The organism is Mycolicibacterium hippocampi, assembly GCF_010723735.1.
Classification (GTDB): Bacteria; Actinomycetota; Actinomycetes; order Mycobacteriales; family Mycobacteriaceae; genus Mycobacterium; species Mycobacterium hippocampi.
Genome location: NZ_BLLB01000002.1, coordinates 945,517 through 959,763, shown reverse-complemented (window position 1 = coordinate 959,763; position 14,247 = coordinate 945,517). Strand labels below are relative to the sequence as shown.

13 protein-coding genes and 2 pseudogenes are annotated in these 14,247 nt (G+C 62.5%); 7 read left to right on the top strand and 8 right to left on the bottom strand.

Annotated features, from left to right (window positions below):
- Positions 1-38: 38 nt before the first annotated feature.
- The 3 genes from G6N53_RS05705 to G6N53_RS05695 are packed head-to-tail and all read right to left on the bottom strand — an operon-like array spanning position 39 to position 3,483.
- Entirely contained in the window at positions 39-1,685 is a 1,647-nt protein-coding gene (locus tag G6N53_RS05705; RefSeq protein WP_163887614.1) for a flavin-containing monooxygenase, read from the bottom strand.
- Positions 1,682-2,605, bottom strand: coding sequence for a ferritin-like domain-containing protein (locus G6N53_RS05700; protein ID WP_163887613.1), 924 nt, complete (start codon positions 2,603-2,605; stop codon positions 1,682-1,684). Before G6N53_RS05700 ends, G6N53_RS05705 begins: the two co-directional genes overlap by 4 nt.
- Before the next feature lie 41 nt (positions 2,606-2,646).
- Positions 2,647-3,483 carry an SDR family NAD(P)-dependent oxidoreductase gene (locus G6N53_RS05695; RefSeq protein WP_163895505.1) on the bottom strand — a complete coding sequence of 279 codons (837 nt, stop codon included), beginning with the start codon at positions 3,481-3,483 and terminating at the stop codon, positions 2,647-2,649.
- 140 nt (positions 3,484-3,623) lie between these two features.
- Here G6N53_RS05695 and G6N53_RS05690 point away from each other — a divergent pair, with 140 nt between their 5' ends.
- Complete coding sequence (locus tag G6N53_RS05690; RefSeq protein ID WP_205390301.1) at positions 3,624-4,265, top strand: TetR/AcrR family transcriptional regulator; 642 nt, start codon at positions 3,624-3,626, stop codon at positions 4,263-4,265.
- 151 nt (positions 4,266-4,416) lie between these two features.
- On the opposite strand, the gene G6N53_RS05685 is transcribed toward G6N53_RS05690, so the two are convergent.
- The gene (locus G6N53_RS05685) at positions 4,417-5,595 is read right to left on the bottom strand and encodes an acyl-CoA dehydrogenase family protein (RefSeq protein ID WP_163887611.1); all 1,179 of its coding nucleotides are present in this window, start codon (positions 5,593-5,595) and stop codon (positions 4,417-4,419) included.
- 131 nt (positions 5,596-5,726) lie between these two features.
- Between G6N53_RS05685 and G6N53_RS30095 the strand changes: the two are divergent.
- Positions 5,727-6,073, top strand: a pseudogene (locus G6N53_RS30095) (carboxyl transferase domain-containing protein); the annotation flags it as partial.
- Between the two features lie 164 nt (positions 6,074-6,237).
- Here the strand turns inward: G6N53_RS30095 and G6N53_RS05675 are convergent.
- Genes G6N53_RS05675 through G6N53_RS05665 form a run of 3 tightly spaced genes read right to left on the bottom strand, consistent with a single transcriptional unit; the run spans position 6,238 to position 8,264 of the window.
- On the bottom strand, positions 6,238-7,137 hold the full coding sequence (locus G6N53_RS05675) for an alpha/beta fold hydrolase (protein WP_163895503.1): 900 nt from the start codon (positions 7,135-7,137) through the stop codon (positions 6,238-6,240).
- A gap of 50 nt (positions 7,138-7,187) precedes the next feature.
- Positions 7,188-7,622: a PaaI family thioesterase gene (locus G6N53_RS05670; RefSeq protein WP_163887610.1), complete on the bottom strand. Its 435-nt coding sequence runs from the start codon at positions 7,620-7,622 to the stop codon at positions 7,188-7,190.
- Positions 7,623-7,670: 48 nt separating this feature from the next.
- Entirely contained in the window at positions 7,671-8,264 is a 594-nt protein-coding gene (locus tag G6N53_RS05665; protein WP_205390502.1) for a TetR/AcrR family transcriptional regulator, read from the bottom strand.
- 181 nt (positions 8,265-8,445) lie between these two features.
- Here G6N53_RS05665 and G6N53_RS05660 point away from each other — a divergent pair, with 181 nt between their 5' ends.
- The 4 genes and pseudogenes from G6N53_RS05660 to G6N53_RS05645 all read left to right on the top strand — a co-directional run.
- The gene (locus tag G6N53_RS05660) at positions 8,446-9,939 is read left to right on the top strand and encodes an acetyl-CoA acetyltransferase (protein WP_163887609.1); all 1,494 of its coding nucleotides are present in this window, start codon (positions 8,446-8,448) and stop codon (positions 9,937-9,939) included.
- On the top strand, positions 9,936-11,033 hold the full coding sequence (locus G6N53_RS05655) for a zinc-dependent alcohol dehydrogenase (protein ID WP_163887608.1): 1,098 nt from the start codon (positions 9,936-9,938) through the stop codon (positions 11,031-11,033). The genes G6N53_RS05660 and G6N53_RS05655 overlap by 4 nt, the downstream gene beginning before the upstream one ends.
- Before the next feature lie 35 nt (positions 11,034-11,068).
- Positions 11,069-11,644, top strand: a complete 576-nt coding sequence (locus tag G6N53_RS05650; protein WP_370332589.1) for a carboxymuconolactone decarboxylase family protein — start codon at positions 11,069-11,071, stop codon at positions 11,642-11,644.
- 64 nt (positions 11,645-11,708) lie between these two features.
- Positions 11,709-12,217 (top strand): annotated as a pseudogene (locus G6N53_RS05645) (DDE-type integrase/transposase/recombinase); the annotation flags it as partial.
- Between the two features lie 286 nt (positions 12,218-12,503).
- Here the strand turns inward: G6N53_RS05645 and G6N53_RS05635 are convergent.
- Positions 12,504-13,373, bottom strand: coding sequence for a metal-dependent hydrolase (locus tag G6N53_RS05635; RefSeq protein WP_163887607.1), 870 nt, complete (start codon positions 13,371-13,373; stop codon positions 12,504-12,506).
- Positions 13,374-13,450: 77 nt separating this feature from the next.
- Here G6N53_RS05635 and G6N53_RS05630 point away from each other — a divergent pair, with 77 nt between their 5' ends.
- Positions 13,451-14,116, top strand: coding sequence for a TetR/AcrR family transcriptional regulator (locus tag G6N53_RS05630; protein WP_237166427.1), 666 nt, complete (start codon positions 13,451-13,453; stop codon positions 14,114-14,116).
- The last annotated feature ends 131 nt before the right edge of the window (positions 14,117-14,247 follow it).

The following is a 14,247-nucleotide window of genomic DNA, read 5'->3' as shown; positions in this document are numbered from 1 at the left end:
GGAGGTGGGGGCGTCCTCGTCGCCCGCGACATGGAGACTCAAGCGTCGTTCCTCACTCTCGAGGCTGCACGCTTAGGCGGTGCTTTCCCAACGCCGACGTCCAGGACGTCTGCCATGACGTCAGACCGCGTTGGCGCGGCACCTGCGCTTTTGCGGCCCCGGGAAATCTTGGCCACACTCGAGCTGTTTTGGGCGTGTTCGATTGTTTGGTGCTCGGGTCGTGCGGTTGCCGGGGTCGTCACATAATCACTCATGTCGACCTTGGACAGTGCGCGCACGAACTGGGTGGCGAAACCGGGGTACATGGTGCCGTTGTATCCGTCATTCGTGAGGTACCAGCTCTTGCAGCCCGAATTCCATGTCGTACTTACCAACCGGTGTTGCACCTCGCCGTGGTAATCATTTTGCCGATCTTCTCGGACCTCGAGCGTACTGAGATCATTGTCGATGATCGCGCCGATAGCTTTGACGATATAGTTGATCTCGGCTTCCATATACACTAGAGCCGAATTATGGCCGGGCCCTGAATTCGGACCGAAGGTGAAGAACAGATTGGGATAGCCTGCGACAGTGACACTCCGGTACGCATAAGCGCCCTCGGACCACTCGTCGGAGAGTTCACGACCACGTGCGCCGCGGATGGGGAAAGGCGTGCCAGCCTTGCATACATCGAAGCCGGTGGCAAAGACGATGCAGTCCAGTTCGTGTTCGATGCCATCTGCGGTCCGTATGCCGTTCGGCGACATTGTCGCAATCGGCCATGAGACGAGCTTGCAGTTGTCGCGTTGAAGAGCCGGGTAGTAATCGCTGCTCATCAGCATCCGTTTGCAGCCGGCGCGGAAGTTCGGCGTCAACTGGCGCCTGAGCCAAGTATCCGAAACCTGCCTCCGCAAATTTGCTTTCGCCACCAGCTGGATGCCGGTGGTGACAGGGGTATCCCAGACCATCCCGACGGCCATGAGCTCGTGCACCCAGAACCATGTCTGCCGAGCAGCATTCTGCACGAGAGGCACTCGACGAAACGCCGTGCGCGCCCACTGCGGATGGGAGAAGTCGGGCCTAGGCAGGACCCACCCGGGGGTGCGTTGGAAGACCTTCACCGAGCGCGCAGTGTTCACCAGCTCGGGGATGATCTGAACAGCGCTGGCACCGGTGCCGACCACGGCGACACGTTTGTCGCTCATGTCGTAGTCGTGATCCCAACGCGCACTGTGGATCTTGTGACCAAGGAAGGTGTCCAGCCCGCGGATGTCAGGCAGGCTCGGATTGGCCAGCGGCCCGCTGGCCATCACTGCGGTGCGGGCCTTGAACTGGGAGCCGTCAGCTGTCTGGGCAGTCCATAGTGCGCTTTCGTCGTCGAACTCCAGACTGGTGACATTCACTCCGAACCGGATAAAACGCGACAGCGAATACTTGTCCACCATCGTCCTGATGTAGTCGAGTATCTCGCCACTGCCCGAATACGCGCGGGACCAGTTCGGATTCTGCTCGAACCCGTAGGAATAGAGCAGCGACGGGATATCGCAAGCCGCACCGGGATACGTATTGTCCCGCCAGGTCCCACCTACCTCATCCGCGCGTTCAAGTATGACGAAATCTTCGATACCCTGCTGTAGCAAACGAATTGCGGTTCCCAGACCGGCGAAACCCGCCCCGACTACCAAAACGGTCGTGGTGTCGCTCATTTAGCCACCGGTTCGTAGGTCAGCTCTTCGGTCCACGATGGCGACTTACCCAGCACCTCGGTGGGGAAGTGGTCGATCGCGGTACCCAGTCGCTGCGAGATGTAATGCAATGGCTGAGAACGCTTAATACTGGCGGACATGTGAGATTTCAGGATGTGGTAGCCCGGAACACGGCGCGTGAACTGGCTACGATCCCCTACGTTCTCGTACCGCATCACCGCGTTGTACAGCTTCTCCTCCGATAATCCCATGGCGTTGAGGTTGGTCAGCATTCTGGTGAGCAACGGCACGTAGAGGACACCGCCGAGGAGGATTCTCGGGTCGATGAGCGCCCCCATCGTCTGTATCGCATGAATGCGCATTGGGCTGGCGCCGAGGTCGTTCAGAACCTGGAAACCGACCGCCAGGTGCCGTGACTCGTCATTGTTGACCTTGTTGAAAACCTCGGCGCACAGCGGATCCTGAACCTCGTCGAGCAGGAACTTGAGCAATGCTCCATCAAGCGCAGTCTCCAAGGCGGGGATGGCCGCTCCGATCACCGTCAGCGGGAGGGCCTCGGCATAGCGGTCAATCCACTCGATCACCAGCCGAATATTCTTGTTCGGCACCGGGATTTCCCCTTCTTCAAGCATCCCCCACCGCTGCATGAGCGCCAGCTCCGCGTTGGCGTGCCGCTGCTCCTCAGCATGGAAATACCGGTAGATCTCACCTAGAGCCTCGAACGGCGCCTTCGGCGCCATGGCGGCGAAAGCACGTGCCCCGACGTGCTCTATCCACACCACGTCAGCCATGAACTGCTTCAGTTCGGGTCGCTGCTCATCGGTGATTTTATCGGCGCCCGGCGCATCCCAATCGATGTCGGCCAGCGCCCACTGCCGATTCTTGATCGTCTCAAGCATATCGCTGTATTTGAATGCCATTTTTGCGTCCCCTTTGTCCTTAGCTCTCTGTCGGGAAATACTTAGCGGGCGATTCGCTCGACCAGGCCGAGCGCGTGGGTATAAGTCGCAGGCACTGCCCGCTTAAAAAGCCAGAGAATCTTCGCATCGATCTGAGGTAGGACGTGCAACTGCCCATGGTCGTTCGCGTCCAGGGTTTTGCGCGCCACCGATTCCGGTGACACGCCTGTCCACCTCATCAAGTTCGTCGCCAGCTTGGCGGCTGACTCCTCGATACCTGGGTTGTCGACAATGTTGGTTTTAACGAACGTGGGACACAACACTGTCACCGCCACACCGGTGCCACTCAACTCAGCCGAGAGGGTCTCGGACAGTGCGAGCACGCCAGCCTTGCTGACGTTGTAGGCCCCCATCCGCGGCGCTGCGCCGAAACTTGCAGCCGACGCGACGTTGATTATTCCCCCGCTGCCCCTTGCGCGCAGCCGCGGCACAAAGGCCTCGCAGCCGTAAATCACTCCCCACAAGTTGATTGAGAGCGTCGACTCCCAGTCTCGCTTGGCCGTCGCGCCGATGACATTACCGCCGACTCCAATGCCCGCGTTGTTGATGACCAGGCTGGGTGCCTGCCCAAACCACTTTTCCGCGCTGTCGGCAAGTTCGCGGACCTGTTCTTCTTCGGAGACATCGCACACGATGTCGAGGCCCTCACCGCCGGCCTGGACGATGAGTTCGACCGTCTCCTTAGCGCGCACGGGGTCGATGTCGGCACATACCACCCGTCCACCTCTGCGAGCTAGCTCTACTGCAAAGGCGCGACCAATTCCGCTGCCCGCGCCCGTAACAACCGCGTTCGCGCGATGACTTCTGCGAGGCGATTTGCCCCACCACAGGAAATTCATCAGTACCGAACCCTTTGCAGATTCGGCCACGCCGAACCGGTGAGCCAAGCCAATCTGCTGCCACTTGGTGGCAGTGAACACAATTGTGGTCGCATGCCACCAGTTTGGCGCGGGTGGTAAGTCTTTGTCAAGATGTAGGCGTGCGGACGAAGGCAGCAAGGTGGGGCGGGCGTACAGGCGCCGAACGACGGGCTGACCGGCGGCGGCGCCTAGTCGACGCTGCAACAGATATCTGGACGGACAGCGGATGGGCTGCGGTGACCATGCGTGGGGTCTGCTCCAGAGCCGCGTTGAATGATCGCTATTTTTATGAGGAGTTCAAGACCCGCGATGAGTTGCTGGTGGCGGCGTGGGACGGTGTCCGAAACGAGATGCTCGGCGAGGTTTCAGCAACATTTGCCGAACGCGTCGGTCAACCACCTGTCGAGACAATTCGTGCCGCGATCTCGATCGTCGTTCTCCGCATCGCGCAGGATGCCGGCCGAGCCCAGATTCTGCTGACGCAACACGTCGGCAGTTCAACATTGCAAGATCGTCGTGCAGCGGCCTTACAGGAAGCCACCCAGCTCGTCATGGCCGCCAGCCGACCCCATCTGAGGCCTGACGCAGACGAAAAGGCGTTGCGCATGGACACTTTTGTAGCGGTCGGCGGCTTCGTCGAACTGATCAGCGCCTGGCACGCCGGGCTACTCGTCGACGTAAGTCAAGTCGACATCGTCGACCATACGAGCCGACTTGCGGAAACACTCGCTCAACGCTACGTGGTTGATACGTCTCGCTAGATGGTAATTGTGATGCAGTTCCGGTCGCACTGGCCACATGGGCCGCAAAAAGCTCGCGAGACACCGTCGCGTTACATTACAAATACTGGACGGTCAGTCTCGTAGAGCTACCGAAGCGGATTTTGTCTGCTGGCGGACTGGCGGGTTTCGCTCACAGCCCAATGCGCTTGGCGATAATCTCCTTCATGATCTCGGTAGTCCCGCCCCCGATGCCCAGGATGCGCGAATCACGATAGTGCATTTCGACCTCAGTCTCGCGTAGGTAGCCCATGCCACCGTAGAGCTGCACGGCGGTGTCGACGGCAAGCGCGCAGGCTTCCACGGCCTGGTTCTTCGCCATCGAGACCATCCGCACATCGGTGTCACCGGCGATGATGCGGTCCACGGCGGCGCGGGTGTAGGTCCGAGCCACGTCGACGGCAGTCGCCATGTCGACGATCTTGTGCCGCACCACCTGCCGCGTGGATAACGGTCGGCCGAAGGTCTCACGCTGCTTCACCCACTTTAGCGTCAGGTCGAGGCAGCGTTGAGCGGTGGAATAGCACTGCACGGCGATGAAGGCACGCTCGACCTGGAACTGCTGCATGATCTGCAGGAAGCCGCTGCCCTCGGGGCCGACCAGATTGGCTACCGGTACGCGTACGTCGGAGAAGCCGAGTTCGGCGGTGTCGGAGCACAGCCAGCCCATCTTCTTCAGCGTGCGCGATACCGCAAAACCCGCCGTACCGCGCTCCACCACCAGCAGGGAGATTCCCGACGCCCCCAGGCCGCCGGTACGCACAGCGGTAGTCACAAAATCGGCCCGGACCGCCGAGGTGATAAAAAGTTTCGCGCCGTTCACAACGAAGTGGTCACCGTCCCGGCGCGCGGTGGTCCGGATGCCGGCGACGTCAGAACCGGTGTCCGGCTCGGTAATGCCCAGGCTGCCGATCTTCTCTCCGGCCAGTGTCGGCGCCACGAACTTGCGGATCTGCTCGGGATCGCCCTGCGCGACCATATGCGGCAGGGCGATGTTATGGGTGAGCAGGCTGGCCAGCACGCCCGACGAGCCGCCAGCCTCCATCACGGCTTCGGTGAGCAGCACCAAGTCGCGCAAGTCACCGCCGGAGCCACCGACCTCCTCCGCGAAACCGATGCCCAACAGGCCGACGGCGGCTGCGCGGCGATGCAGCTCCCGGGGCAACTCGCCGCGGTCCTCCCAGTCCTGCAGGTGCGGGACGATTTCTTTTCGGGTGAACGACGTGGCGAGGTCGCGCAACGAGATGCGCTCAGCTGTGATCCATGGGTCCGCTGCGGCGGACCCTACTTCGCGCTGTCCCGGCTGGGTCATGTGGGCTGCTCCTGCTGGTAACCGTCGGAAAGGGGCGGTAGGACCTGCCGCACGACCCCATTGTTCTCGGATGTTAGTCGCGGCTAACGTAGCGCGTCAGGAGATCGACGTCGATGTCACCTGGAGGAAAGTTGGTTGACGTCTTGCCCGACCGGGTCGACCCCCGCGCGCTGGAATACGTCAAGAACCGCGAGGACTCACCGCCAGCTCGATGCGATCGCCGAGCAACTCGCGCTGGCCGACGGGGGCGGCGGTAAGAAAGTACGTCGTCCGGCACCGAAGGCGCGGAAAAATGCTGACCCGCGAGCGCGTCGAGCTGCTGATCGACGCCGCCACCGCGTTCCCGGAATTGTGTCCGTTCGCGGCGTAGGGGTCGAAGTTACTGGCGGGTGGCAGCGTTGTGGTCGGCGTCGGCATCGTCGAAGGGGTCGAGCCGATGATCATCGCGCACGATCCGACGGTGCGTGGCCGAGCCTCGACGTGGCCGTGCGCGCCTACCGGCAGTCAATATGCACTGCTTCGGTGCGATCGCGAATCAACTCAGGCGATCGTCGGCATCCTTAGTTTTGGCATCGCAGCCTTCGGATTACGCGTGTATTCACCGCCCGCGGACTCTCGTTCCTCGAGCCCCTGAAACAAGGCTTACTCCGACGAGTTGTTCAGAGCGCGGTCCAGAAACTCTGCGACTGCCGAGGTGAAGGCGTCGTTGTCGTCACCCGCAACCATATGGCCCGTGCCGGAAACGTCGACAGCCTCGGCGTGCGGTACGACTTCGAGGAACTCCTCGACCGACTGCTGCGATGTCACATCAGAGTGGACGCCGCGGACAAGTAGCGTTGGTGCTCGCACGCGGCGCGCCCCTTCGACGAGCAGTTCACTTATGGCGCCGAATCTTTCCGCGCCGGTTGCGGGATCGCCCTGCAAGAAATCGAAGTTGGAGGCTACGAACGCTGGATCCCATCGCCAGATCCACCGACCGTCATCGCGTTGCCGCAGCACTTTGCGGAGTCCGTCCAGGTTCTTAGGACGAGCGCGATGGCTATTGTACTCGGCAATGACGTCCGCAGCGTCATCGAGCGTTTCGAATCCGTCGGGGTGGGCGGCCATGAATGACACGACGCGGCGTGCTCCGTGAAACTCCATTCGGGGAGTGATGTCGACCAGGACGACGGCTCCCCACAGGTCCGCGGGCGCCACCAAGTGCGTTCCCAACACAGTCATGCCGCCCAAGGAAGCGCCAACGACAGCCGGCGGACGACCATCGCTGGCATATCGGCGAATGGACAGCAGGTCGGATGCGAGCCGGTCGAGATCGTATCGACCATCGGGGTCCCACTCGCTGTCGCCGTGACCGCGGGCGTCGTAAGCGACGACGGTATAACCGCGCGCGTGTAAGCGACGCGCCGTAGTCGCCCAGGCGTGGCGGTTCTGCCCACCGCCGTGCAGCAATATGACGACTGCACGGGCGGATTCGTGTCGGTAGACATCGGCGGCAAGGTCGGTTCCGTCTTCGGTGCGGACACGCTCGAACGTAGGGGTCATTTGGTGTGCTCGATGGTCATCTTGGGCTGCGCTCTCGTTCCACGACCGGATCACGAGGCGCTCTGGCCGACGACGGTCACTGTTCCCTGTGCAGCGCATACTGGGCGCCCCATGTTAGTGATGTCGATCCTGGCGACGCCGCTACGCTTACCCAGCGCGATGATGTCGGTGACCGCAACGCAGACTCCACTGGACACCGGACGCAGGAGGTTCAGTTTGAATTCGGTTGTGGCGACCCATGACCCAGGAGCGATGACCGGATAGAACACCACGCCCAAGCAGTGGTCGACCATCGCCGACAGGCAACCGCCATGCAGAGTGCCGAAGGGAGTCAACAGATCGGCTCGGGCGTCCATTTCCACTACCAGTCTCCCGGCGGAGAACTCGATGTGGCGGAAGTCCAAGTACTTGGAGAGCCCTCCCGGGGTTCCCGCCGCGTGCTGGAGCTCCTCGGCTATTTGCTTGTTGAACTGGGGGAAGTCCATGGTCAGCGCCTCGTTTCGTGCTGCGATACCGATGCCATGGCTGAGACACTACTCCGCAGTTGTCGCAGCAATGCAACTGTGAGTGTCGGCCAGTAGAGCGGGAAGCAGGAATCGACGCAAGAACGCGTCGATGCCTTCGGGGCTGCGGTGCCGCGGGCCGCGAACCGAGAGCAAGCTGAGGATGATGCGCAGAATCCATTCGGCCGCGTCATCGACCGAGACGCCGGCTTCGAGTTGATGCCAGTGTGCGGCGAACACGGGTCGCAGGAACTCGGCGACGAGTTCGAACAGCGCCACCGACGTTCCCTCGGCCAGTCCCACGCCGGCGAGTTCATCGTCGCTGGCGAAGAGCATGCCGATTATCGGTTCGCGACGGGCCGCGCGCACCGTGACTGCAACGAACTCCAATATGGCAGAGCCTAAGTCTGTATGCGCCAAGATCCGTCCGCTGATACGGTTCAGGTAACGTTCCGCTGCGCGCACGATGACACCGGATACGACGGATTCGCGACTCGGGAAGTAGCGATAGACGGTGGCGCGCGATACGCCCGCTTGCCTGGCGATGTCCTCCATCGTGGTGCCCGGCAGACCTTTGCGTTGTTGGCATGTTTCGGCGGCGTCGAGCAAGCGGTCACGCGCCATGTCGCGGCTCCGTGCAGGTGCCGCGTCGCCCCGTCGCAACGGTCTTCTCGTCACGAGTACGAGTATGCCCTGCCAAACCGATTCGCTGTGCCGGATACCGGCGGTTGTCGCATGGAACCGGATGTGACAATATCGCAGCCATGTCGCATAGAAGGCGTCGACGATGAGCGTGAACTGACCAGTGGCCATCCAACCACGCACTCCTGTTGTCGTCGGCGTCGGTGAACTCACACACCGCGGTGAAGACACCGTCGATCCCATCGATTTGGCCGCCGAGGCCGCGCGTCGAGCACTGCAGGATGCTTCGGCCGCGGTCGCGCATCGCATCGATACCGTGGCGACGCCCGGAATCTTGATGATTCCGCGCGACAATCCCGCGTCGAGGATCGCCGAAGCGACTGGGCTCACGCCGAACCATCGCATCAGCTGTCCGGTCGGCGGCAATACCCCCCAATACCTGGTCGAGGTCCTTGGCCGCCGTATTCGGCGCGGAGTCAGCGACGCGGCACTGATCGTCGGAGCGGAAAGCGGTGCATCAGGGCGAAAAGTAGCATCCGGTCGCGCGCTGTCGGAGCCGAGACCCATTGCGGTACGAGACGAGTCGCTTGGTGACACACGCCCGGGACTGAGCGAAGCCGAGATGCAAGCCGGACTACATTGGCCGCACGAGGTGTACCCGATCTTCGAATCCGCGATCGCGGCCCGATCAGGCCGCACATTCGACGAGCAGCGCCGCTGGCTGGGAGACCTGATGGCTCCGTTCACAGTTGAGGCGTCCCGACATCCCGAGCAGGCGTGGTTTCCGCGTGCCCGCAGCGCCGACGAGATCAGCACGGTCTCCCCGAGTAACCGAATGGTGTGCGAGCCGTATCCGAAGCTGCTCAACAGCATCATCGCCGTGGATATGGCTGCCGCCTTCGTCATGATGGCTGCCGAAGTCGCCGAGGAACTCGGAGTGCCTCGTGATCGTTGGGTCTTCCCGTGGTCGTCGGCCACCTGCAATGACGTGTACTTCCCGGTTCAGCGGCCTGATCTGAGCCGTTCCGCCGGAATAAGGGCCGCCGGCAGGGCGGTATTGGCTGCCAGTGGACTTCACGTCGACGACATCAGATGGTTTGATTTCTACTCGTGCTTTCCTTCCGCGGTCGAGGCGGCGATCGACGCCTTGGATCTCGACCCGGCGGATGACCGCGGGTTCACGGTGACCGGCGGATTGCCCTACCACGGCGGACCGGGTAACAACTACGTCAGCCATTCGATTGTCGAGATGGTGCGACGCTGCAGGAGCGACCCGGACGCCGTGGGACTCGTGTCCGGACTGGGCTGGTACATCACGAAGCACTCGCTGGGTCTGTGGTCGGCGACCCCACCGCCGACGGGATGGCAGACTCCGGACATGGCTGAAGCGCAGGCTGCGATTGACGGCACCCCCCTCGCGGTCGCTTCACCCGCCGACGCATCCGGTATGGCGACCATAGATGGCTACACCGTCGTGCACGACCGTGAGCAAGGCCCCTCCTGGGTGCCAATTTTCGCGCGTTTGCCCGACGGCCGCCGCGTCGCGGCGCGCAGCGACGATGCCGAGGTGGCGATGGCGATGTCACAGGAGATGTGCGTGGGACACCAAGTCGCCGTGAGGCAGGCGAACGGACACGTCGAATTCGAACTGTCGTGAACGCCGACGCGTTCGTGCTGACCCAGCCGCGCACCCTCGAACGGCGACATCTTCCGGTACCGCGCGTCGACGACGAGTCCGGTCTCCTGCGGATCGAGGCGTGCGGGCTCTGCGGAACCGACCACGAACAGTTCAGCGGACACCTGCCGGCGGGGTTCGCCTTCATCCCCGGACACGAAATCGTCGGCGTCATCGAGGAAATAGGTGACGCCGCGCGCGAACGTTGGGGCGTGTCGGTGGGTCAGCGAGTCGCCGTCGAGGTGTTCCGATCGTGTCGGGAGTGCCACTCGTGCCGCGGCGGCGAGTACCGCAGGTGCTCGAGCAACGGCCTCGCCACCATGTTCGGCTTCGTCGACGTGAACATCCCGCCCGGCCTGTGGGGAGGCTACGCAACCCACCTGCATCTGCCGTTCGATTCCATGTTGTTGCCGATCCCCGACGGACTCGACCCTATCGTGGCGACGTTGTTCAATCCGCTTGGAGCAGGGGTCAAGTGGGCTGCCACGTTGCCCGAGACAAGCCCGGGCGACGTCGTCGCGGTCCTCGGACCAGGCATCCGCGGGATTTGTGCCGCCGTAGCCGCAAAGGAGGCCGGAGCGGCATTCGTCGCAATGACCGGAGTCGGCCCTCGCGACCGAACTCGGCTAGCCGCAGCCCGCAAGTTCGGCGTGAACCTGACCATCGACGTCACTTCGGACGACCCTGCACAGGCCCTGCAAAAGGCGACCGGCCGGCTCGCAGACGTCGTCGTCGACGTCACCGCGAAGGCGCCAGCCGCGTTCGCGGACGCCGTCGCACTCGCGCAGCCCGGCGGACGCGTGGTGGTCGCCGGCACCCGCGGCGGCGGAGGAGCGCCCGGCTTCGAGCCAGACCTACTCGTCTTCAAAGAACTACGCATCTTGGGTTCGTTGGGGGTCGACTACCCCGCCTACCAGAGCGCCCTCGAGCTGCTGGTCTCGGGGCGTTGGCCTTTCGAAGAATTGCACCGCGAGATCACCGGTTTCGCGGGCCTGCCCGGGCTGCTCGATTTGCTGGCCGGCAACGGGCCGGACCGGGTTCCCGCGCTGCACAACGTCTTTGTGCCGATCGCCTGACAGCGCCAACGAGCGCCCAACCGGAAGGATCCACCGTGAGCAGCCGAAGCCGGGTTGACATGCTTGCCCTGACAGATGCCCGCAAGCGCGCCGCTCAATGCGGGATTCCGGACGCCATGGCTGAACTGTCGGTTTTCAGGATCGCGCTTCATCAGCCCAATGTGGCCGTCGCATTGCACGGAATGCTGGAGGCATTGCTCTGGAAAGGCGTGCTGGATGCGCGTCTGCGGGAGCTGATCATCATGCGAACCGGCTGGGTCACCGGGTCGGTCTATGAATGGACGCAACACTGGAGGATCGCCCGCTTGCTCGATGTGACCGAACGCGACCTGCTCGCGGTGCGAGACTGGCGAAACACCAGCCACTTCGGCGAAGCCGAGCGAGCGGTACTCGCGGCGACAGACGAGACACTGCAGGACGGCACAATCTCGGATGAAACATGGGCTGCGTGTCACCGTGCGTTGCACGGGGACCCGGCCATCCTCGTCGAACTCGTCGCCGCGATCGGCAACTGGCGTTTGTTCTCTGCACTTCTGCGGTCCTTGCAAGTGCCGCTAGAAGACGGCGTCGAGGCATGGCCCCCTGACGGAGTTCGACCCTCCGTTGACTGAACCCCAGTTGTGAATCGCCCTGGAAATGCTGGAGGCTCCTGACCTTGGAAACGAGGATGGAGTCATGCCGAAGGAACAGTCGCCTGGGAAGCCAACGACACGTAGATACAGCTCGGAGGAGAAGGCGGCCGCGGTGCGGATGGCGCGGGCATTGCGGGCGGAGCTGGGCGCCAGCCAAGGCACCGTGCAGCGGGTAGCCCACCAGCTGGGCTACGGCGTGGAGTAAGTGCGCATGTGGGTGCGCCAGGCTGACATCGACGAGGGCCTGTCTCCCGGATGATCGTCGGGTGGCGCGTCGCGTCGAACATGCGCACCACGATGGTGCTCGACGCGATTGAGATGGCCCGCTGGTCACGCGGAACACGTTGCGGGGCTTGAGATGTCACTCTGATGCCGGATCGCAATTCACCTCGGTCCGCTACGGTGAACGCCTCGCCGAGATCGGCGCGGTCCCTCCATCGGATCGGTCGGGGCTACGACAACGCCCTCGCCGAGACGGTGAACGGCTACTACGACCCCGCGAACCTCCTACCAGCACAAACGCGCGTCACTACCCCGATGAATGCCTACGAGCTCCGGAAGTCGGGCCGGACACTGGAGAGGCATCGCCACCCGATACGACAAGTACGCCCTGAGCTACCTCGGCGGAGTCACCCTGGCCGCGATCATCATCTATCACCGCGTCCACAATTAACAGACACGACCTAGGAAGTCTTCGGACGCTGAGGGGAAGGCGGGTGGCCCTTCGACCCGCATCAGCGGGTTGCCGTACGCCTGATGCAGCAACGGCGCACCGCACTTCGTCGTGAAGAGGTCTTCTTATCTCATATGGCCGGCTTGACCACCATCTCTTGTCGACCTATACGTTGCTCCGTAGCTGTTGGCCGCCGTCGGCATCAAAGAGTTCTTTGGTCCAGCGTTCGAGGATCTCCGCGCTGTCCCAATCATCGGGATGGAATCCGGCACGGGTGTAGGAACGGAAGCGCTCAATTGCCGCTCGGCTGAACAGCGGGTTATGACGGAAGGCTCGAAGGCTGCGCACCAACCGAACCGGGTTGTAGGAGGCACGGTCGCCTGCCAGAGATCGGGTGGTCTGGATGAACAACTCCGCGAACAAGAGGGCTGTGGCGAATCGCATTCCCCTCACTCTGGTGCGTTCGCTTCCGCCGATCGCCTGGAATACATCGTAAGCGACGGCCTTGTGCTCGGATTCTTCAACTGCGTGCCAGAGCAGAATCGGCCGCACCTCTGTGTCCCCAATGAGTGCTTGAGCTTCTTCGCTGGTGAGAATGATCTCGGCAAATGTCGCGGTGTAGTGCTCAAGGGCGGCCGTCACAGCAAGGTTCATCTCTGAAGAAAACCGAGGCTCAAGCCGCTTAAGCAACTTCGTGATGTGCCGATCGATCCCCTCGGTCGGATAGCCCATATCCTGGAGCCTCTGGTTGAGCAGGCTATGCTGGTGCCGGTGGGTGGCCTCCTGCGCAATGAAGCCCTTGACCGCCGCCTTCAGGTCAGCGTCGCTGATCTGGTCCCGGTAGTGGCGGACTGACCGGATGAAGAAATCCTCGCCTTCGGGGAACGTGGCCGACAAGGTAGAGACGAAGTGACTCATCACCAAGTCGCCGTCGACGAAGTGCTGGCGTTTGGTCCCAGCAGGCATATCAAAGCGGACACGGCGAGGCTTCGGCACGATTCGCGTGGTGGGCAGTGTGGACGACTCGTCGCTCATGTTGCTCTCCTGTTGTCATGGGTACCTGCAGATTCTGACTTTACGCCTAGTCAGAATTAGATGGCAAGCTACAAGTTGTGCGATCGGCCCGTGTGTATAACGGATTGTCCGCCGAGGAGCGTCAGCGGAACAGGCGTACGAGTCTCATCGAGGCCGCGATGGAATTGATCGGCACGCACGGCGTTGCCGCCGCCACTGTGACTGCCGTCTGCGCTGAGTCCGGTATCACGTCACGCTACTTCTACCAGCATTTCCCCGATAGAGACGCCCTCTTGCGAGCTGTCTACCAGCAGCTCTATGCAACCTTCCAGGAGGTGATAGTCGACGCGATCCCCGATGCCGGCGCCCCACCCGAGGTGCTCGCATATGCGCCGATCCGCGGGCTGGTCAGCATGATCGACAACGACCCTCGGCTGGGTCGGATCCTGTTCGTGGAATCTGCAACCGAGCCGCTGCTCCGCGAGCTACGCAGCAGAATGATAACCGGTTTCACCGACCTCGTATTGCGTGAGGCCAGACTTCACCTCGACATCGCCGACTCCGCAGTGGGCGTTGCCCATTTGGCCTCGACATTGGGCGTGGGCGGGTTATTCGAAGTCTTGCGCCGCTGGCTCGACGGGGAACTGGAGTTCACCACCGATGAACTCGTTCAGCACTGCGCAGGTTTCCTGGGCAGCCTCGGCACTTACGTGCTGCTGCAGAACACGGGCGAGTCGGCCACAACCGCAGAAGCCCAACCTTGAGGAGCTTCTCGCGGCAGCAGCGGCAAGACCCGAACGACACTCAGAGCGCTCGTCGTCGACTACACGACGTTCGGCCATTGCTGCTGGCTGTGACCGGCGGCCAGTGCCGGAGTCGATCGCGGCCGCCAATC

Coding starts and splice junctions, on each gene's coding strand:
- G6N53_RS05705 (WP_163887614.1), bottom strand. CDS start 1,685: ATGAGCGACACCACGACCGTTTTGGTAGTCGGGGCGGGTTTCGCCGGT.
- G6N53_RS05700 (WP_163887613.1), bottom strand. CDS start 2,605: ATGGCATTCAAATACAGCGATATGCTTGAGACGATCAAGAATCGGCAG.
- G6N53_RS05695 (WP_163895505.1), bottom strand. CDS start 3,483: ATGAATTTCCTGTGGTGGGGCAAATCGCCTCGCAGAAGTCATCGCGCG.
- G6N53_RS05685 (WP_163887611.1), bottom strand. CDS start 5,595: ATGACCCAGCCGGGACAGCGCGAAGTAGGGTCCGCCGCAGCGGACCCA.
- G6N53_RS05675 (WP_163895503.1), bottom strand. CDS start 7,137: ATGACCCCTACGTTCGAGCGTGTCCGCACCGAAGACGGAACCGACCTT.
- G6N53_RS05670 (WP_163887610.1), bottom strand. CDS start 7,622: ATGGACTTCCCCCAGTTCAACAAGCAAATAGCCGAGGAGCTCCAGCAC.
- G6N53_RS05665 (WP_205390502.1), bottom strand. CDS start 8,264: ATGGCGCGTGACCGCTTGCTCGACGCCGCCGAAACATGCCAACAACGC.
- G6N53_RS05635 (WP_163887607.1), bottom strand. CDS start 13,373: ATGAGCGACGAGTCGTCCACACTGCCCACCACGCGAATCGTGCCGAAG.